This window comes from Acuticoccus sp. (assembly GCF_965213555.1).
GTDB lineage: Bacteria > Pseudomonadota > Alphaproteobacteria > Rhizobiales > Amorphaceae > Acuticoccus.
Genome location: NZ_OZ243890.1, coordinates 946,434 through 967,582, shown reverse-complemented (window position 1 = coordinate 967,582; position 21,149 = coordinate 946,434). Strand labels below are relative to the sequence as shown.

At 70.5% G+C, this 21,149-nt stretch carries 6 protein-coding genes; 3 read left to right on the top strand and 3 right to left on the bottom strand.

All coding sequences use genetic code 11. From position 1 onward, the window contains the following. Position 1: 1 nt before the first annotated feature. Positions 2-1,108 (bottom strand): amidase family protein, encoded by a 1,107-nt coding sequence (locus ACOOE8_RS04730; protein ID WP_420393703.1) that lies wholly within the window; start codon positions 1,106-1,108, stop codon positions 2-4. Positions 1,109-1,467: 359 nt separating this feature from the next. Next, positions 1,468-2,712, bottom strand: a complete 1,245-nt coding sequence (locus ACOOE8_RS04725) for a Zn-dependent hydrolase (protein WP_420393702.1) — start codon at positions 2,710-2,712, stop codon at positions 1,468-1,470. 277 nt (positions 2,713-2,989) lie between these two features. Here ACOOE8_RS04725 and ACOOE8_RS04720 point away from each other — a divergent pair, with 277 nt between their 5' ends. From ACOOE8_RS04720 to ACOOE8_RS04710, 3 genes are all read left to right on the top strand, one after another. Then, positions 2,990-4,246: a TrkH family potassium uptake protein gene (locus tag ACOOE8_RS04720; protein WP_420393701.1), complete on the top strand. Its 1,257-nt coding sequence runs from the start codon at positions 2,990-2,992 to the stop codon at positions 4,244-4,246. Positions 4,247-4,404: 158 nt separating this feature from the next. Further along, the gene (locus ACOOE8_RS04715) at positions 4,405-5,043 is read left to right on the top strand and encodes a fasciclin domain-containing protein (protein ID WP_420393700.1); all 639 of its coding nucleotides are present in this window, start codon (positions 4,405-4,407) and stop codon (positions 5,041-5,043) included. Between the two features lie 71 nt (positions 5,044-5,114). Continuing rightward, positions 5,115-6,611 carry a CoA-acylating methylmalonate-semialdehyde dehydrogenase gene (locus ACOOE8_RS04710; RefSeq protein WP_420393699.1) on the top strand — a complete coding sequence of 499 codons (1,497 nt, stop codon included), beginning with the start codon at positions 5,115-5,117 and terminating at the stop codon, positions 6,609-6,611. 92 nt (positions 6,612-6,703) lie between these two features. On the opposite strand, the gene ACOOE8_RS04705 is transcribed toward ACOOE8_RS04710, so the two are convergent. After that, complete coding sequence (locus tag ACOOE8_RS04705; protein WP_420393698.1) at positions 6,704-20,308, bottom strand: carbohydrate-binding protein; 13,605 nt, start codon at positions 20,306-20,308, stop codon at positions 6,704-6,706. Between the last annotated feature and the right edge of the window lie 841 nt (positions 20,309-21,149).

Genomic DNA, 21,149 nt, shown 5'->3' with positions numbered 1-21,149 from the left:
GTCAGTCGCCGCGGACGATGCGCTCCACCGCGAGCGCGGCGGCGAGCAGCCTGTCGTCGTCGCCGGCGGTCGCCGACAGCAGGAAGCTGACCGGCAGCGGCCCTTCGCCCGCCATCGGCATCGCGACGCCCGGCATGTTGAGGAAGTTGCCGGTCATCGTGTTGCGCAGCGTCTTGAGGTTGACGGTGGCGAAGAGCTCAGGGTCCGCGTCCAGCGGGGCGATCTCCGGCGCCACGTGGGGCACGGTGGGGCCGACGAGGAAGGCCTCGTCGAGGATGGCGGCGAGGCGCTCGGCGAGCGTGGCGCGGGCGTGCAGGATGGTCACGAGGTCGAGCGCGCTCATCTGCCGTCCGCGCAGGATGCGGGCGACGACGCGGCCGTCCATCTCCTCCACGTCGGCTCCCTCGATGCGCTCGCGGTGGAGCGCGTAGGCCTCGGCCGCGGCGACGGTGCCGTGCTCGGCCATGATGCGCGCCGCCTCGCCCACCTCGGGCACCAGACGCCGCTCGACGGTGACGCCGGCGCGCTCCAGGCGCACGACGGCGGCCTCGAAGGCGTCCGCCACCGCGTCCTCGCAGTCCTCAAGGAACAGCGTCTCGCATACGATGACGCGCAGTCCGCCGGGGTTGGCGCGGCGCACCGCGGGTGCTGAGCCACGCAGGGCGGCGTCGAGGTGCACGCAGTCCTCCACGGTGCGGGCGAGAGGGCCCACGGTGTCGAGGGTGAGCGACAACGGGAACACCGCGTCCTTGACGATGCGTCCCTCGGACGACTTGTAGCCGACGAGGCCGTTGAACGCGGCCGGGACGCGCACCGAGCCGCCGGTGTCGGTGCCGATGGCGGTCGTGGCGAGCCCCGCAGCGACGGCGACGGCCGAGCCCGAGGACGAGCCGCCGGGCACGCGCGGCGTCGTCGTGTCGTGCGGGTTCGCGCACGTGCCGTAGTGCGGGTTGAGGCCGAGGCCGGAGTAGGCGAACTCGGTGAGGTTGGTCTTGCCGAGCGCCACCATGCCGGCCGCGGCGAGGTGGGCGACGGCGGGTCCGTCCTCCTCCGCCGGGCTCGCCTGACGCAACAGGTTGGAGCCTGCCGTCGTGACGACGCCCGCCATGTCGAACAGGTCCTTCCACGCGACGGGGACACCGTCGAGGGACGAGGCCGGCCTCCCGCGGCGTAACGCGCCTTCGCCGAGGCGGCCTCGCGGCGGGCGCGCTCGGTGCTCACCGAGAGGAACACGGCCGCGCCGTCCGCCTGGGCGATGCGGTCGAGGAACACCTCGGTCACCGCGACCGGATCGGCGTCGCCGGCGAGGTAGGCCCGGGCGAGGGGGACGGCGGTGAGGTCGGCGGCGCGTTCGGGGGAGAGCTCGGTCACGGGGTCACCTTGGGCGAGGGCGTCCCGTTATCGCGCCGACGGTGCGGCCCGTTCAACCGCTCGGCGCGACGCGAGCGGCGGAGCGATGCGTTCCGGTCACGCCGTGAGGCCGTCCGCGTCGAGGCGCAGCACCGCGTCGAGCAGCACCTGCGCCCCTGCCGCGCAGTCGGTTCGCGTGGCGCTCTCCTCCTCGTTGTGGCTGATGCCCCCGGCGCACGGCACGAAGATCATCGCGGTCGGGCACGTGGAGGCGACGTAGAAGGCGTCGTGCCCTGCGCCCGAGGTCATGCGGCGTGCCTTGTAGCCGTGCTGGGCGGCGGCCGCCTCCACCGCGGCGACGACCGTCGGGTCGAACGCAATGGGATCCTTGCGCAGCCGCGTCGTCGTGATGCCGACGCCCCGCCGCGCCTTGATGTCGTCGAGGCGCTCGCCGAGCGCGGCCTCCATGGCGGTGAGCGTGTCGCCGTCCGGATGGCGGAACTCGGCGCGGAAGGTCGCCGCGCCGGGGATCGTGTTGCGGGCGCCGGGGATCAGCGTCACGTCGCCCATGGTGCCGACGCCGGCCGGGCCGTGCGCCTTGGCGATGGCCTCGAAGGCGAGCGCGACCTCGGCCAGCGCCGTCATGGAGTCGCGCCGCTTGTCCATGGGTGTCGTGCCGGCGTGGCTGTCGCGTCCGGTGATGGTGCCGTCGATCCACAGGAGGCCCTGACCGCCAGCGACGACGCCGATGGTTTCGCGGGCGTCCTCCAGGATCGGCCCCTGCTCGATGTGCAGCTCGACGAAGGCGGCGAAGCGGCGCTCGCCCGCCGGCTCGGAGCCCTCGTAGCCGATGCGGGCGAGCTCGTCGCCGAAGCTGCGACCGTCCCGGTCGACCGTCGCCAGGATCGCCTCGCGGTCGAGCTCGCCAGCGAAGACGCCGGACGCCATCATCGCCGGGGCGAAGCGGGCGCCCTCCTCGTTGGTGAAGTTGACCAGGGTCAGGGGGCGTCGCGTTTCGTAGCCCGCGTCGTTCAAGGTGCGGATCGCCTCGAGGCCGGCCAGCACGCCGAGCACGCCGTCGAACTTGCCACCGGCCGGCTGGGTGTCGAGGTGGGAGCCGAAGGCGATGGGCGCCGCGTCCGGGTCCGTCCCTGCGCGTGTCGCGAACATGTTGCCGACCGCGTCCACGGCGAGGGCGAGGCCGGCGTCCGCGCAGGCGGCGGCGAACCAGTCCCGCACGGCGCGGTCTTCGTCCGACAGGGCGAGGCGGCGGATGCCGCCCTTGGCGGTGGCGCCGAAGCGTGCGGTCTCCATCAGCGCGTCCCACAGGCGTGCGTCGTCCACGCGAAGGTTCGTGGCCATCCCTTGTCCCTCCCAGTTGCTGGCCGGCGGAGGAGCTCGGTGCGCGAGCGCCGACCCATCCTGCGCGGCGCAGCTGACCCGCGTTTCTTGCATGCATCCCGCGGGCCGATCCGTCTATTGAGCGTCACCCTACCGGCGGCGCCAAGGCACGTGCCGGCGAGCTGAAAGGCCAGGCATACCCATGGTCACTCCCGGTCCCCCCGCAAAGCGGCGTCGCGGCCGGCGCACCTCAGAGATCCTTGCGCGGCTCAACCGGCTGTCGAAGCCAAGGCTGCTCGTGGGTGGTTACGCCGCGTACATGACGCTCGGCTTCCTGCTCCTCTCGCTGCCCGTCATGCAGACCGGGCCCATCGCAGGCATCGACAACCTGTTTATCGCCGTCTCCGCGGTGTCCACCACCGGGCTCGTCACCGTCGACCCCGGAACGAGCTACCGCCTCGCCGGCGAGATCGTCATCCTGCTCCTGATCCAGGTGGGAGGGCTCGGCTACATGACGGTCTCCTCCTTCCTCGTCTTGTCGATCCGCCAAAAGCTGAGCCGCGGCCGCGAGCGCACGGTGCGCGCTGCGTTCGAGCTGCCCGAGGACATGGACGTGAAGACGTTCCTGCGCACCGTCATCGTGTTCTGCGTCGGGCTGGAGCTTGCGGGGGCTGCGGCGCTCTACCCGATGTTCACCGCTGCGGGCGAGGAGGAGCCGCTGTGGAGCGCGATCTTCCACGCCATCTCGGCGTTCTGCACGGCGGGCTTCAGCCTCAACGCCAACAGCCTGGAGGACTATCGCGGTCACGTGGGCGTCAACGTCGTCGTCTCGGTCCTGTCGCTCGCAGGAGCCATCGGCTTCCTCGTGGTCGCCGACAGCTGGCGGGCAATGACCGGCGACGACCGCCGCCTCGGAGCCACGAGCAAGGTCATCCTGCGCACCACGCTCGCCATCATCTTCGTGGCGTTCCTGCTCATCCTGTTCACCGACGAGGCGGTGAGGGCGCTGCCCCCGACGGAACAGGTGTTGTCGGCCTTCTTCCAGGCGATGACGGCATCGACCACCGTGGGCTTCAATACCTTCCCGATCGGTGGCCTCGCCATGAGCTCGGTGGTGGTCCTGATGCTCCTCATGATCGTCGGCGCCTCGCCTGCCGGCACCGGCGGCGGCTTGAAGACGACCACGTTCGCGGCGCTGTGGGCGCTCGTCGGCGCGACGCTGCAGCGCTCGCCGACGGTGGTCTCGTTCGGCCGCGAGCTGCCCCAGAGGACGGTGAACACCGCCTCCGCCACGCTGGTGTACTACTGCGGGCTCCTCCTGGCGGCGATGGTGCTCCTAACCAACTTCGAGCCTGGGCAGCCGCTCAACGTCCTCGTCTTCGAGGCGATGTCGGCGCTCGGCACCGTCGGGCTGAGCCTTGGGGTGACAGGCTCGCTCAGCGACGCCGGCAAGGCGGTCATCATCGTGTTGATGGTGGCTGGACGCGTCGGCATCCTCACCTTCGCGCTGGCCCTCGCGCTACCGCGGCGCGGCGCTGCGCCCACGGCGGGTTGACGACTGCCGCGGCTTGGGGCTTCGCGGCGCACTGACGCACGCGCCGCTTCCTCCGGTCGAGCCGCGAACGAGGGGCGCCGGCGCACGTTGCATTTGGGCAACGCGACGCGAATTGCGCGTTGGCGCTGCACCAGCTTCATCCAGTCCGGGAAGATACCATGCTGCGTACCACCACCATCGCTGCCGCGACTGCCGTCGCGCTGACCGGCGCCCCCGCCGCGCAGGCGGCTGACGTGTTCGAGACGACGGCGAACCAGTCGAGCGCGTTCGCCGTCGTGACCCTCCTCATCAAGCGGGCCGGGATCGAGGACGAGCTCAATGGCGAGGGGCCCATCACGCTGTTCGCCCCCACCGATCAGGCGTTCGCCAAGCTGCCGGACGACGTCATGGCCTCGCTGCTTGATCCTGCCAATCGCGAAATGCTGCGCGCCATCCTCACCAACCACGTGGTCGAGGGCATGCATCCGGCCGGGGAGTTCATCGACACCACGGCACAGCTGACGACGCTCGCCGGCAACACGCTCGCCATCGAGGGCGACGGCGAGCTCCTGCTGCGCGAGCCCGCGGCGCCGTACGTCACCACCGAGGGGGACATGACGGCCGTCGAGTACGCGATCCTCGAGGCGAGCGTGCCTAAGGTGACGATCAGCGACGCCGGCGGCGGCCGCGTGCCCGGCGGCACCGATGGCGGCGACGCGTCGGGTGCCGTCGTCATCCTGCCGGACATCACGGCGGACAACGGCGTCATCCACGCCGTCTCCGAGGTGCTCGTTCCGGCCGGCGCGCTGACGAACTAGCGGATCGCACCCCTTCGCACCGCGGGTCGGCCCCTGTAGCGTGCCGCGAAAATCGTGGACCGGAGGGGACGATGCGCAGCGTGGGACACTTCATCGGCGGCAGGACGGTCGCCGGAACGTCGGGGCGGGAGGCGGACGTCTTCCGCCCCGCGACGGGCGAGGTGCAGGCCCGCGTGGCGCTCGCCTCGGCGGACGAGGTGCGCGCCGCCATCGCCAACGCGGCCGAGGCGCAGCCGGCGTGGGGAGCGACCAACCCGCAGCGCCGCGCGCGGGTCATGATGCGCTTCGTCGACCTCCTCAACGACCACATGGACGAGCTCGCCGCGATGCTGTCCTCCGAGCACGGCAAGACCGTGCCCGACGCCAAGGGCGACGTGCAGCGCGGGCTCGAGGTGGCCGAGTTCGCCATCGGCATCCCGCACCTGTTGAAGGGCGAGTACACCGAGGGGGCCGGGCCGGGCATCGACGTCTACTCCATGCGCCAGCCGCTCGGCGTCGTCGCCGGCATCACGCCGTTCAACTTCCCGGCGATGATCCCGATGTGGAAGTTCTGTCCGGCCATCGCCTGCGGCAACGCCTACGTCCTGAAGCCGTCCGAACGCGACCCGTCCGTCCCCGTGCGCCTCGCCGAGCTGATGCTGGAGGCCGGAGCGCCGCCGGGCATCCTCAACGTGGTGCAGGGGGACAAGGAGGCGGTGGACGTCCTCCTGACGGACCCGCGCGTCGCAGCGGTCGGCTTCGTCGGCTCGTCCGACATCGCAAGCTACGTCTACTCGACGGCCGCCGCGCACGGGAAGCGCGCCCAGTGCTTCGGCGGCGCGAAGAACCACATGATCGTCATGCCGGACGCCGACATGGAGATGGCGGCGAACGCGCTGGTGGGCGCCGGCTACGGCTCGGCGGGCGAGCGCTGCATGGCGATCTCCGTCGCGGTGCCGGTGGGCGAGACCGCGGCCGACGCGCTGATGGAGCGCCTGGTGCCCAAGGTCGAGGCGCTGCGCATCGGCCCGTCCGACGACCCGGACGCCGACTTCGGTCCGCTGGTGACGCGGGCTGCGGTGGACAAGGTGCGGCGCTACGTGGACGTCGGCGTGGAGGAGGGGGCCGAGCTCGTGGTCGACGGGCGCGACTTCCGTTTGCAGGGCTACGAGGACGGCTTCTACCTTGGCGCCTGCCTGTTCGACCGGGTGCGGCCGGACATGACGATCTACAAGGAGGAGATCTTCGGCCCCGTCCTGTCGGTCGTGCGCGCGGCGGACTACGACGAAGCGGTGCGTCTGCCCTCGACGCACGAGTACGGCAACGGCGTCGCGATCTTCACCCGGGACGGCGACACCGCGCGGGACTTCACCGCGAGGGTGGACACCGGGATGGTGGGGGTGAACGTGCCGATCCCCGTCCCCATCGCCTACCACACGTTCGGCGGCTGGAAGCGCTCCGGCTTCGGCGACCTCAACCAGCACGGGCCGGACTCGGTGCGCTTCTTCACCAAGACGAAGACGGTCACCTCGCGCTGGCCCGGCGGCGTGAAGGAGGGCGCGGACTTCGCGATGCCGGTCATGCGGTAGCTCGCGCGCCGCGCGGCGAACGGGTTCGGGACAAGCGAAAGGGCCCGGGGAGCGATCCCCGGGCCCTTGTGCGTTGCGGGAGCCGACCGGGCCTAGAAGAGCTCGGTCTGGTCCTCGATGAGGAAGGCAGCCGATCCGACGAGCTCCATGACGGGGGAGACCTCGGTGTCGCTTGCCTCGGTGCGGCCCGCTTGCTCCTCCTCCATCAGGAGCGTCGCCTCGGTGCTGGAGAGCCCAGGGAGGCGGATCGTCTCGGTGTCACCGCCGAACAGCGGGTCTGCGTCGCTGAACAGCGCGGCGGAGCTCGCCGAGCCACCGTCGAAGCCGGAGAGGTTCACCGCCGACGGCTCGACCGCCTCGAGGGTGAGGGAGCGGAAGTCGGCGAGGTAGCCGTTGCTCGCCGGCGTCCCGCCGAAGGTGAACCGCAGCGTGTTCACCCCGGCATCGAGGTCGACGGCGACGGGTGCGGTCGGCGCGAAGGTGGTCCCGGTGAAGCTCGTGCTGGTGCCGTTGCTATCGGGCAGCACGATCGTCGCGACGGGCGCACCGTCCTCGAGGGAGACGGCGATGGAGTTGCCGCCGATCGGCGTCTTGGCGACGACCGAGAGGTTGTAGGTCCCCGCGGTCGGCGCGTCGACGGTGTACTCCACCCACTCGCCGGCCTCGATGTAGCCGATGTCGTTCGCCGAGCCGACGAACTCCACCCCGGTGTCGGGACGGACGGACAGGTTGCCTCCCTGCTTGGCGGCGCTGTCCTGCCACGACACGCCCTGGCCGCCCTGGTCGAAGTTCTGGGCGAGGACCGTCAGCGTACCGTCCGTGAAGGTCGGCGCGTCGGGACCCGGGAAGGGCGTTTGGTTCGGCTCGAGGGACGTCAACGTGAAGGACCGGAAGTCCTGCGCGTTGGTGAACGTCACGCGGACCACCTGCGTCCCGGCGTCGAGGTCGACCGTCGCGCTGCGCTCCTGGAAGTTCGTGTAGCTCCCGGTGCTTGGGTTCGCGATGGTCTGCGTCTCGTAGGGGCTCGATGCGCCGGGCTTGGTGAAGTCCACCTTCACCGAGCGCCCGCCGCCGCTCGTGGCGAGGAGCAGGTCGAGGTCGTAGCTGCCCGCGGCGGCAACCTCGATGGTGTACTCGAGCCACTCGCCGGAGGCGATCCAGCCGATGTCGCCGCCGCTGGTCTGCTCCACCGCGCTGCCGGTCCGGCCGCCGTTCGTGCCGCCCTGCAGGCCCGAAGCGTCGTTGTAGGCGACGCCCTGACCGCCGTTGTCGTAGTTGGAGGCGTCCACGGTCAGCGCTCCGGCCGCGAAGGTCGGGGCGTTGGGTCCGGGGAACGGCGTCTGGCCGTTGTCGACCGGCGGAGCGGCCGCCACCGTCAGCGCGAAGGTGGACGTCGCCGACAGCTCGCCGTCGCTCGCCGTCACCTGCACGTTGAACGTCCCACCCGCGGCGGGCGTCCCGCTGATGAGGCCCGCGCCGTTGATCGAAAGCCCCTGCGGAGCGTTCGCCAGCGAGTAGCTCAGCGCGTCCCCGTCCGGGTCGTCGAAGAAGCCGGCGACGTCGAAGGTGTAGGCGGAGTTCGCCTGCCCGTTCGGCGCGCCGCTGATCCCCGTGGTCGTCGGAGCCTGGTTCGAGTCGTCCTGCTGGGTCAGCTTGAACGAACGGAAGTCCTGGCTCCCGCTGAAGGTGACGCGGACCACCTGCAGCCCCGCCTCGAGCTCGATGCCCTCGGCGCCGCGCGGCAGGTAGTTCGTCCAGCCGCCGGTCAAGGGGTTCGCGATCGGACCGGTGCTCTCGTAGGGGGTCGTCTCGCCATTGCGGTAGAACTCGAACGTCGCCGTCCGTCCCGGTCCGCCGTTCGTCGCGAGCAACGCCTCGAGGTCGTAGAGGCCCGCTTCGGCGACGTTGATCGTGTACTCCAGCCACTCGCCGGTGTTGATGTACCCGACGTCGCCGAGCCCGGTCTGCTCCACGTCCGAGCCCGTCCGGCCGCCGTTGGTGCCCCCCGCCAGACCAGGAGCATCGTTGTAAGCCACGCCCTGGCCGCCGGTGTCGTAGTTCGAGGCGTCGATGGTCAGCGCGCCGTTCGCGAAGGTCGGTGCGCTCGGCCCGGGGAAGGGCTGCTGGTCCGCGACCACCGGCCGGTCATCGGTGTTGTCGAAGAAGTCCACCAGCGCGTCGTTGTCGATGTTCGACTGCAGCGCGTCGTTGACCCCGTCGCCGTTGCCGTCCTCCGCCGTCGTGAGGGCGTGCGCCTTCACGTTGCGGATGAGGAACATGTGGTCGTTGTAGTCGAAGTTGTGGCCGCCCGGGTAATCCTGGACGCCGATGTAGGTCCCTTCGATCACGTTGCCGTCCGCGTCCTTGGCCTCGAAGAAGCGGATGTAGTGCCCCTCGCCGGTGTTGAGTCCGTTGAACGCGGGGTCGAGGTCGTTGGCCACCGGATCGGTCCAGGCCGAGAACGTCGGCCGGCCGTCCACCGTCACCTTCAGGCCGAAGCCGCCCGTCGGGTTGAACGTGGCACGCGCCTCGTTGCCCGCCGGGGAGTCGGGGAGGACAGACTGGGCGAAGTTGCCCGCCGACACGTAGAGCTCGGTGAGGTCGTCGTTGGCGAGGCCGTGCGAGTTCAGCCGGCCGACGTTGCCGAGGCTGAGGTACGCCGCGAGCTGGATGACCTCCACCGGCTGTGAGCCGTCGAGCCGCTCGAGGTAGGGCAGGAGCACCTCGTCGCCGACGGTCTCCACCACGCCGCCCCCGGCGAGCTCGCCCTGGGCGACGTTCGTGCTGTAGCCGAACGCCTCGACGATCTGCGCCACGGTTGGCTCCTCGCCGCCCTCGGACTGGATCTGCGCGAGGCCTGCGAGCTGGACCGTCCGGACGCCCTCGTCGAAGTCGTCCGAGCGGATCTCGAGCGCCGCCTCGTGCAGGACTGCGGCGTCGTCGTTCGCCGTGTCGGTGCCGACGTAGCGCACCGTAACGGTGGCGGAGGCGCCGGCGGCGAGGATCGAGTTCGCCGACGGACCCGACACGATCTCGAACGAGGCCGCGTCGTCGCCCACGATGTTGAGGCCGGCGAGCTTCAAGGGACCGAAGCCGTCGTTCGAGATGGTGAACGTCGCCTCGTCGCGAACGCCCTGGGCGCCGTTCGCCTTGTTGTCGATCCGGCTGAACACCAGCCGGTCGTCCGCCGCTGCGTCGTCGAGGCCGCTGATGGCGATGTCCTGGCCGAAGCCGATCGCCTGCACACCCTCGATGACGAACATGTTGTCGTTATAGTCGTAGTTGATGCCGGTGTAGTCCATCACCCCGAGGTAGGTGTTGGCGATGGCGTTGCCGTCCTCGTCCACCGCCTGGAACATGCGCACCGTGTAGCCGTCCGGCACGGGGTTCCCGTTGGGATCGAACACCTCGCCGCCGGTGACGGTGTAGCCCGCGTAGCGGCCCGTCATGTCGGACTGCTGCGGCACGTCCGAGCCCGATGGGTTGAGCGTCGGGTTGGTGGACAGCCCCGCCATCACGATGCCGAAGGCGTCGTCGCCCTGCCAGCCGTCGGGGATCTGGCCGTTGCCGAACGACTTCGACACGAAGCCGTTGTCACCGTTCCCGTTGGGCAGGAGGCGCTGGTTGTCCGTGCCCTGGTGGCTCATGCCCTGGGCGGTCTGACCCTTGTTCGCCGGGTTGTGGATGGCGAGCGAGGCCGGGCCCGGGCCGTGGAAGGCGGCGATCTGGGTGATCTTCGCCTGGGAGACCCCGTCGGCGAGCTGGAAGTACGGCGACAGCACCTCCGTCTCGTCCACCGGGATGTAGAGGTCGAAGAAGTTCAGCACCGAGTTCTCGCCGCCGCCGGTCAGCTTCAGCCCGTCGATGGTGTTGCCGAAGCCGAACACCTCCCACACCTCGTTGACGTTCGGCTCGCGGCCGCCCTCGTCCACCGGCTGCCAGAAGCCGGCGAGGTCCACCGTGGTGAACGGGCTATCCGCGTCGTTGGTGCGCAGCGTGAGCGCGCCGGTGAAGACGCCGTTCTGCCCGTCGCCGCGGGTCGGACCGAACTCGCTGCGGTCGAAGTCGACCGTGACGTCCACGAATTGGCCTGCGGCGATGACGAGGCCGTCGAGCTGGGCCGGGTTGGCAAGGTCGAATGGCCCGGTGAGCTCGTGCGAGAGGACCTCGAGCGCCTCCGTCCCGCTGTTGGAGATGCGGACGGTGGCCGAGCCCTTCATGTCACGGTCGGCGATGGCCTGCCCGTCTTCGTCGGGGACCGAGGGGTTGTCGATCCAGCTAAAGTGCAGCCGGTTGTCGAGGAACGCCGGGTCGAGGCTCATCACCTCGATGTCCGCGTTCTCGTTCCCGGGTGCGGCGCGCACGTCGACGTAGTCGAGCGCGCTGGCGCCCGCCGCGTCGGAATGCAGGACGAGCCGGTACTCCACCCCCGCCGTGAGGTTGACGTAGGCGGTCGACTCTCCGGTCGCCGGCCAGGCCTCGTCGCCGATCTCGACCGGAGTGCCCCCGTCGGCGCCGAGCAGGAACGTCACCCCGCCGCCGTTCGGCGCGCCGGCGTTGGCCGCCACGTCGATGGCGTAGGCGCCGTCCGCGTCCACGGTGAAGTACGCCTCCACCGTGTCGGCATCCACCACGCGGGCGGTGCCGTCCGTCGCCTCGACCTCGATGCGGCCCTCGCCGGAGATCGCCTCGTAGGTCGGCTCGAAGACGTCCACCGGCGCCTGGGAGATGCGCAGGTAGTCGACGTTCGGGCCGACCCCGCCCGGTGCGCTCACCGTGATGGTGTGCGTGCCCGCCGTCAGCGACAGCACGACGCTCTGCGGACCCCAGTTGGTCTCGGCCGTGTTGCTGTTGGCCGCGAAGGCGAGGGTGCCCACCGGGTTGCCGTCGACGGAGAGGCCCATCGGGCGGGCCGTCTTGCCGGCGGCGAGCGCGTAGAGGAAGTCCACGGCGTAGGCGCCGTCCTCCGCCACGGCCACGGTGAAGGTGAGGGTCTCGGTGTCGGGACCCACGAAGTCGACGAACGCGTCGCCGCTCTGTCCGCGCTCCTCCGTCGCGATGGCCGGCTCGCCCGTCGAGGCCGCGGTCTCCGCCTCGTACTTGACGTAGGTGACGCCGCCCACCGTCTCCGTGCCGTCGTTGGGTACGGCCGGCGCGTCGAGCGTGTTCGGCACGATCGTCACGCTGTCGATGTTCGGCGCGCCGTTGGTGGCGGACTGGGCGATGACCACCGTGTTCGTGCCCGCGTCGAGGCGGAACGTGACGGTGAAGTCCTGCCAGGTGCCGAAGCTCCCGGTCCGCGTGTCCGCGATCGTCGCGACCGTGTCCCCGTCGACCTTGAGGGCGATCGGGCGAGCCTGGGTCGCGCTGCCGTTCGCGATGCGGAAGGTGAGGTCGTAGGTGCCGCCCTGCGTCACGCTGACGGTGAACGACGCCTTGTCCTCGGCCCCGCCGTTGGGGTCGAGGTAGCCGCGCCCATCGTAGCCGTCGTTCAGCCCATCGCCGTCGAGGTCGGTGGTGCTGGTGCTCTCGTGGGAGGCCGGCACGTCGATGAGGCGCAGCAGCGTGCCGTCGTTGGTGTCGAGGACGTTGAACTCGCCCGCGTCCACCACGATGGAACCCGCGGCGGGCGTCCCCACCGTGAAGGTGGTCGTCCGGCTCGCCGTGTTGGACGCGTCGTCCTCCACCTGGAGCGTCGCCGTCACGCTGCCCGTCGTCCCCGACAGGTCGACGGTGAACTCGCCCTGGGTGTTCGGCGACACGGTCACCGGACCATCGCCGAAGTCGACCTCGATGGCGACGACGTCGCCGTCGACGCCCGTCACCTTGAGGACCACGGCCGCCGGGTCGGTCGCGTCCACAACCTGGAAGGCGAGGTTGTTGTCCTCGTCGGCGCTGGTGTCGCCAACCGTCGACCCTGCGACGGCGTCGAGCCGGACGATCTTGCTGATGCCGGTGCCGCGGTCGAGCGTCAGCATGTAGAGCCTGCCGCCCGGCCCCTCGATCACGTCGAGGGGATCGACGTAGCTGATGATGTCCCCGGCCTCATCGCGCAGGACGAAGTCCTCCCGCACGGTTCCGTCGGGGTTGAACAGCACCGCACGCAGGTTGTCGCCGCTCGAGTACTGCGTGAAGATCACCGCGTTCTGCAGCGAGCCGCCGAACACGTTGCTGACATACTCGATCGCGCCGTTCGGCGAGCGGTTGTTGCCGACGGAGTAGGCGCCGTCGAGGTCGTAGTCCGCCTCGGGCTGGGTGCCCACAGGGTAGTTGCCCACCTGGTTCTTGTCGGGGCCGCTCGTCGGGTTGCCGCCGTTCAGCACGAACTGGTCGTGCAGCGGGTTCGGATGCCCGTAGTACCTGCCCTCGACGATGCGGAACAGGTAGTCGCTCTGCAGGCCGACGCCGTTGATCGCCTCGTTCTGCGGCGTGTCCGGGTTGTTCGGGACGTTGCCACCCGCCGCCGAGCCGTTGGTCGGCACGTAGAGGAACCCGTTGGAGTGCCAGACGAGGTCGTAGGCGTTGCGTGTGCCGGTCGCGAAGATCGTCACCGGCGCGTCGTCCGCGAACGGGTCGTAGAACTCCTTGACGACCGTGCTGCTCGCGTTCGCCGTCTCACGAACGGTGGCGACGCCGTCCTGCGCGAAGTGCAGGAAGTTGCCCTGATACTCTCCGCTCGTGATGGCGATGCCGCCGTTTTTGAGGTCGCCGTCGCTGTCCGCGAACCGGCGGTTGAGGCCGTCCGCCGGCAGCGGCTCGGTGGCGAGGTCGAAGCCACCCTCCGGCGGCGTCTTGGTGCGGTCGATCTCGAGGATCGCCGCGTTGAGCAGCCGCTCGGGACGGAAGCCCCAGGCGGTGTCCGCCTCGCCCATCGCCGAGTTGGACCCCTGCGTCAGGTAGAGCAGGAAGTCCGGCTCGCCGGGCTGGCCCGCGTCGGGGTTGGCGCGGAACTCGAGGCTGTTGGTGACGTGGTCGCCGTTGGAGCGCGGCAGGCCGGTCGCGAAGGTCTCGATGGTGGCGTCCTCGAGGGAGCCGCCGTCGCCGAGGGTGATCTTGGAGATCCGGCCTGAGAAGTCCGGCACGCTGTTGGAGCGGCCCGACAGCGGGATCGGGTAGTTGTCCGTCACCCAGATCGTGTTGGCGTCCTCGGGGTCGAACGCCATGCCGATGAAGCCGCGCCGCCCGCCGCCCTCGTTGAAGTCGCCGCCGGGGACGAACACCTCCTCGCTCGACTGGTCGATGGAGCCGTCAGCGTTCACCGCCCAGCGCGTGATCGTGCCGCTGATGGACGTGACGTAGAGCATCGACTTGTCGGGCGACATCTCGATGGAGGTGTAGCTTTCGCCCTCGAAGGGGTTGGAGGTGAGCTCCACCGTGTCGCGGAACGCGACCTCGCGGTCGACGACCTCCGGCGGCGCGCCGGTCACGAACGTATTGGAGAACTTCTGGAACTCGCGGCTCGGCGCGCCCGTGTCGTCGTTGTCGCCGCGGTCCTGGAAGCCGTCGATGACGAGCGTGTAGCTCGTGTGGGGCTTGAGGTCGTTGGCTGGCGCGATGGTCACGGAGTCGAAGCCGCCGGTGGTGTTGGCGTTGTACGCGACCTCCTGCCCGGTCAGAGTCTCGAACAGGCGGACCGAGCCGTCCCGCAGGCTCTCAAGGAGCGCGCCGCCGCGCCCGTCGACGACGTCGATGCCGAGGACGATGTCGGCCGTCGGGTCGATGCCGACGGGCAGCGCACCGTCGTCGACGCCGAGGTTCACCTCCGCCGAGGCCGAGACCGCGCGCGGGTTGACGAACTTCGCGTAGTCCTCCGGCGCCTCGCGGCCGTCGCCGGGCGTGAGGTCGGGCAGCGCGCGCACGTCGAGGTACTGCAGCTCGGTGACCGAGCCACCGCGGCCATCGAGGGTGAGGAACCCGTCCTCGACCTTCACCACCGTGGTGACGAGCTCGGTCTTGAACGCCGCCGTCGGCGTCCACTCGGCGACGAGGTTGCCCTCGACGAACAGGCGGTTGTCGGAGTCGTTCGGGCCCGCCGTGTCGCCGACTGCGACCGTGACCTCGTACCAGCCGTTGGCGAGCGCGAGCTCGAATGCGGCCCGCTGACCGTTGTAGGACGGCAGGTCGGTGTGCGCGTAGCCGAGCAGGCGCGCGTCGTAGCCGTCGACGTTGATCGTGCCGGTGCGCCCCGCAGGCAGCGAGCCGTCGTTGGGCAGCGTCTCGCTGCCGGACCGCTCGTTGATGGCGATCGCGGGGAAGCTCGCGCCGTCGATCGGCGTCGCCGTCGTGCCGTCCGCGTCGATCGCGGACGCCTCGGTGACGAAGCCGTAGCTGAGGCCGTTGCCCTGATCGGCGAACCCCTCGAAGTTGGCCACGAGGTAGCCGTCCGCCTTGGGCGCGGAGCCATCCTGGAAGTTGATGCGGATGGTCTCGCGCGGGCCGGGCTCGGTCCCCGGGTCGACAGGGTCGACCTCGCCGGTCACGACCACGCGGTCGATGTTGGGCCCGGTGTTGCCGACGTTGGCGAGGCGGATGGTGTTCGACCCGGCCTCCAGCGTCAGCGTGATGGTCGCCTCCTGCCAGGTGTCGAAGGCGCCCGTGCCCGGGAAGGCGATGGTCTCGGCCGCACCGCCGTCCACCGTGATGGTCATCGGCCGTCCGGCGACGGTGGTGTGCGCGTAGCGGAACGAGAAGGTGTACTCGCCGTCCGCCGGGACGGAGACGTCGAAGGCGAACGCGTCGCCGGCGTTGAGCCCCATGTCGAGGTAGCCCGCGCCGGTGAAGTTGTCCCACAGGCCGTCGGCGCCCTTCAGGGCGTCCGGCTGCTCCGCGTTCTGCGGATCGCGGATCTGGGTCAGGTTGGTGTTGTTGTTGCCGCCACCGGTGTCGTCGAAGATCGTCACCGACCCGTCGCGGGCCTCGAGCTGGAGCTCGAAGGAGAACGGCTGCTGCGGGTCGACCGCGTCGATGGCGACGGAGGTGGTGCGCGTCGCCTGGTTGCCTGCGCCGTCCGTCACGCGCAGCGCGACGTCGACTGAGGTGCCGGGGGTGAAGGCGGACAGGTCCACCGTCACCACGCGGTCCTCGCCCGTGCCGGCGACGGACGCCGGCGCGAAGGCGCCGCCGCCGAGCGCCACCTCGATGGTCGCGATGTCGTCGTCGATGCCGGTGAGGTTGATGGCGACCGCACCGCGGGCGTCCGCCTCCACGCTCGCGTCGACCGGGGCCGCCGCGAGGTTGCCGTCGGCGTCCGCGGTGTCGTCCGTCACCTCGCCGGCGAAGAAGTCCACCGTGGTGCCCGGGGCGTGGACCGCGATGGCGTCGATGTTCGGTGCGCCCTGGGCGGCGTCCTGGGAGATCGTCAGCGTGCGCGGACCGTCCCCGGTCAGCGTGACCTCGACGGTCCGCGTCTCCCACTCGTACCACTCGGCCGTCGTCGTGTTGGCGAGCGTGACCGTGTCGCCGTTGCCGAAGTCGAGCGTGATCGGGCGGGCCTGGTCGCTGCCGTTGGCGAGGCGCACGGTGACCGCGTAGGTGCCGGCCGGGGCGTCGAAGGCGACGCTCGCCTGGGCCCCCGTGTCGGTGCCCTGCAGGTCGAGGTAGCCGTCGCCGGAGTAATCCGGCCGCAGGCCGATGGTGTTGAACTCCTCGTTGTTCGGGTTGGCCGGCGTGGAGTTCGGCTCGGGGTTGAGCGGCGAGCCGTCACGCTCCCAGTTCTGCGTCTCGGTGCGGATCAGGTTGGGGTTGGAGTCGTTCGCCGCGTTGATGAGGTTGAACGCCTCGCCTTGTAGGATGACCGCGGTGAACGGCTCGGGCTCGCCCACCGTCACCGTGAAGAAGACGGAGTCCGAGTCCAGCGTCCCGTCGGTGGCAAAAACCTCCACCTCGTAGGCGCCTGCCGCGGTGCCGGCGGGCACCGTGAGCACGCCGTTCGTCACCGCGAAGCCGTCCGGCAGCGCCGCGCCGTTGACCCCGCGCACGGCGTAGGTCGGGGCGGGGCCGTCGTCCACGTCACTCGCGCCGAGGCCTGCAAGGTCCACGGTGCCGCCCGCGCCGAGCGCGAACGTCACGTCGTCGAGGCTCGCGCCGCCCGCGAGGGTCGGCGCCTCGTTGACGTCGTTCACCGCGAGGACGAAGTCCTGCGTGACCGCCGCGCCGGTGCCGTCGGTGGCGGTGACCGTGACGGTCACGGACGCCTCCGTCTCGTGGTCGAGGCTGACCCCCTCCTTGAGGGTCAGCTGGTCGTCGCCGTCCACGGTGAAGCGGTCGTCGGAGACGGTGAAGGACACAGCGGTGCCGTCATCGTCCGTCGACTGCAGCGTGCCGATCACGGCTCCGGCGGCGTTCTCGTCGACCGAGGGGTCGCCGACGAGCGTGATGCCGGACGGCGCGTCGTCCCCGTCCTCGACCGCGATCGTCAGGGTCTGCGTCGTCGTCTGCCCGGTGGCGTCCGTCGCCGTGACGTCCACCGACAGGCTCGCCTGGGCCTCGAAGTCGGCGGCGAAGTCCGCCTTCAGCTTCAGCGTCGCGCCGTCCACCTCGAAGGGCGAGCCGGCGGGGACGCTGAAGGTGACGTCCGTGCCTTCCGGATCGACCGCCGACAGCGTGCCGATCACCGCGCCGGCGGCGTTCTCGGCCACCGTGGCGTTGGAGAGGGTGAGTCCCTCGGGAGCCTCGTCCACGTCGGAGACGTTCACGGTGAGCGCCGCTTGGCTGGAGCTGCCGTCCTCGTCCGTTGCGGTGACCACCACGGTGCGCGTGGCGCCCGCCTCGTGGTCGGCGGCGATGCCGTCCTTCAGCTTGAGGACGCCGTCCACGACCTCGAAGTCGGAGGCCGGGTCGACGGTGAAGGTGATCGCGGCGTCGTCGCCATCGGGGTCGGTGGCCGACAGCGCGCCGACGATCGCCCCGTCCGCGTTCTCGGCGACGGTGTCGGCTGAGATCGCGACGCTGGTTGGGGCAAGGTCGGGCGCGTCGACGCGGGTGAAGATCACCTTGTCGGTGCGCAGGAGCTCACCGGCCGCCCGCCCGCTCAGGGTGAGGATCGTGCCCTCGGACACGTACACCACGGTGTCGAAGTCGAGCTGCTTGCGGTTGCCCGACTGTCCGCCGGCGCCGCGGTTGGTCGAGCCGTTGCCGTTCAGCCAGGTGCCCGGATCGCTGTAGGTGGCGCCGGGCGCCGACACCACGGTGTCGCCGATCTTGAGCGAGAAGGGCGCGGAGCCGTCGGTCTCGTCGTAGACGACCAGCGAGACCTTGTACCAACCCTCCGACACGCCGTTGCGCGACAGGTCGCTGGTGACGGTGATGTTGCCGCCGGACTTTGCCTGGATGATCTGGTTGTTGGACGCGCCCGCGACGCCGGTGGAGATGATGCCGTTCGTCGGCAGGCCGGTGAAGAACTCCGCCTCGACCTCGACGACGTCGCCTGCCGCCGGTGCGGTGATCTGGAGCGGGACCGCGACGCGGGCGGTCAGCTCACCGTCCGAGGCGACGATGGTGAACGACCCCGTACCTCGCTCGGTGGGGGTGCCGACGATGACGCCCTCGCTGTTGAGGGTGAGCCCGAGGGGCAGCCCCTCGACGCTGAAGGTGAGGTCGTCGCCGTCGGGATCGCTGAACGCGAACGCGAAGTTGGCGATGTCGACGGGGACGAACGCCTCGCCCACGGCGCCGAAGATCGGCTCGAACGCGACGTCGTCCGCGATCGGCGCGTCGTTGACGTCCGCCACGGTGAGCTGGAACGAGGATGGCGTCGTCGCCTCGCCGTCGGACGCGGTGAGCTTCACCGTGTAGACGCCGGGCGCGACCACCGTCGGCAGCGTCCCGGACAGCACGCGCCCGGACAGGCCGAGCCCGCCCGAGGGGTCGGACAGGCCGAACGCCTCGCTGACGTCGTTGCCGTCGCCGTCCTCGATGGCGACGGTGTAGGTCAGCGGATCGCCGTCCCTGTCGACGAACGGCAGGTCGACCTCGAGCCGTCCGCGCTCGTCGATGGCAAAGTCGGCGACGCCGCCGCCGACCACCTCGGGCGCACGGTTGCCGAGGTCGAGCTCCTCCAAGGTGACGTTGGAGAAGGTGACCGTGGCAAGGCCGTCCCGCTTGTTGTCGTCGTCCGCGATGAAGACCAGGCTGTTCAGCGTCTTGCCGACGTAGTCGTCGAGGGGGATGACGAAGCGCTGCACCCCGTTCACCGTCTCGCCGGTGACCTGGGTGAACGAGCCCTGGGGCTGGCTGCCCGCGAGCTGGAAGATCCCGCCCTGGCGGTCGAAGGGGTTGTTGTTGGTGTCGAAGCCGATCGCGGCGATCTCCGACGATCCGGCGATCTGGAGGTCCACCGACAGGACGGTGGCCTCGGTCACGACGTAGCTCTCGGGGAGCGCGACGCGCTTCCACAGGTTGCCGTCGAGCGTGAGCACCGAGCCGTCGCCGGACACCGTGACCCCGGTGCCGCCGTCGCCCGGACGGTCCTGACCGCCCCCGTACGCCGTGATGGCGCCGTTGAAGAGGACCCGCGTCGGCCCGCCCTCGTCCACGTCCGACGGTGCCGGGGTGAAGGACTGCGACAGGCCGGCGACGCCGACCGTCACGCTCGGCTGGCTCGCCTGGTCCGCGTCGAGGGAGACGCCGTCGCGCAGCTTGAGGACGATGCCGTCAGGCCCGTCCACGGCCTCGAAGTCGCCGGCGTCGGCACCGGTGAGGGTGACGTCCGCGGCGGTGTAGGTGGTGTCGACGTCCGCGACGGCGATTTTCGCAACCGGAGCGCCCTCGACATTTTCCGCGACGTCGATGGCGGTGAGCGTCAGCTCGGTCGCCGCCTCGTCGACGTTCGCCGGGGCGGGGGTGAGGGTCGCGGCGATGTCGGGCTGGCCGGCGAGCCGGACCGAGACCTCCGCGACCGTCGCCTCGGCGTCGAGCGCGACGTCGCCCTTGAGCTTCAGCACGAGGCCGCCGTCGTCGACGACCTCGTAGTTTGTCGCATCGTCGCCGACGACCTCGAAGTCGCCCGGCGCGTAGGTTGTGTCGGGGTCGTCCACCACGATGGAGGCGACGACGGCGCCGAGCGCGTTCTCGTCGAAGGATACGGCGGTCAGCGTGAGGCCGTTCGCCGGCGCGTCCGTGTCGCTGACGGCGACGGTGAGGGTGGCGCCCGTCGAGTTGGTCCCGTCCGAGACGGTGTAGGCGATCGCAACGTCGCCGGTGATGCCGGCGGCGGGGGTGAAGGTGATCACCGTCCCGTCGACGCTGACCGTGCCGAGCGCCGCCGCGACGGTGGCCTCCACGGTGAGCGTCCTGTCCTCGGGGTCGGCGATCAGGTCGGCGACGTCGATGTCGACGGCGGTGGCCTCGGCGGTGCTCGCGGAGGCGTCCTCGGCGGTCGGCGCCTCGTCGATGTCGTCGATCGCGACCGTGATGGTCTGCTGCGTCACGCCGCCCTTGTCGTCGGTGGCCGCGACGACCACCGAGAGCGTCTCGGTCGCCTCGTGATCGACGCCCGCCGTCAGGCTGAGCACGCCGGTGCTCGCGTCGATGGTGAAGAGCGCGCCGTCCGCCTCACCCTCCACGATGGCGTAGGTGGGTGCGACGGGCTGGCTGCCGCCGGTCCAGTCGTCGTCGAGGTCGGTGGCGACGACGGTGCCGACCTCACCGGCCGTGTTCTCGTCGATGGCGAAGGCGTCCGCCGAGGTGAACGTCGGCAACGCGAAGTTCGCCGCCTCGCCCACCGCATGGAGGACGACCGCGTCGATGTTCGGACCGTTGGTGAATCCGGTGGGGATCGCGAGGCTGATGGTGTTGTCGCCGGCCTGGCCGAGCGTGACGTCGATCGTCTGAACGACCCAGTTGGCGAAGCCGTCACCGGGGAACGTGACGCGTGCGCCGCCCCACCGTTCACCGCGAGGTCGAGCGGACGCACGTCGGAGGAGCCGGCGTCGGTGCTCGCGTAGCGGATGGTGAGCTGATAGTTGCCCGCCTCCGCGACGTTCACCGTCCAGCCGATGCTCTCGCCCGCGCCGCCGCCGAAGTCGCTGTAGCCGTCGCCGGTGTAGCCGACGCGCAGGCCGAACTCGTCGAGCGTCTTGTCGCCACCCGCGGCCTCGGGGTTCTGGTCGCGCGTGCGGTGGATGGTGTCGCCGGCGGGCGGATCGGGCTGGTTGACGATGGTCGCCGCCTCACCCTGCAGGAGCTGCGGCGCGATGGCCGGCGTGCCGAGCTCGGGCTCGACGTTCGCCACCTCGACGGTGACCTCCTGCTCGATGGTGTCGACGCCGTCGGTGGCCTCGACGGTGACGGCGTAGGTCGTGGGGTCGGTCTCGAAGTCCGGGGCCTCGACGAAGGCGAGCTGTCCCGTCGCGGCGTCGAGGCTGAAGAGCGCATGGTCGCCCGTCGCCTTGAGCGCGTAGGCGACGGCCTGCCCCTCGTTGTCGGAGGCCGCGACCGTGCCGACCTCGGTGGTGTTCTCGTCGACGACAAAGGTGTTCGGGGAGGTGAAGTCCGGCGCGTCGAAGCTCAGCGGTGCGCCGACCTCGTGCACGGCGATGG

Excerpts from the sequence above, each read along its gene's own strand:
- ACOOE8_RS04730 (WP_420393703.1), bottom strand. The coding sequence starts at position 1,108 with ATGGCGGGCGTCGTCACGACGGCAGGCTCCAACCTGTTGCGTCAGGCG.
- ACOOE8_RS04725 (WP_420393702.1), bottom strand. The coding sequence starts at position 2,712 with ATGGCCACGAACCTTCGCGTGGACGACGCACGCCTGTGGGACGCGCTG.
- ACOOE8_RS04715 (WP_420393700.1), top strand. The coding sequence starts at position 4,405 with ATGCTGCGTACCACCACCATCGCTGCCGCGACTGCCGTCGCGCTGACC.
- ACOOE8_RS04710 (WP_420393699.1), top strand. The coding sequence starts at position 5,115 with ATGCGCAGCGTGGGACACTTCATCGGCGGCAGGACGGTCGCCGGAACG.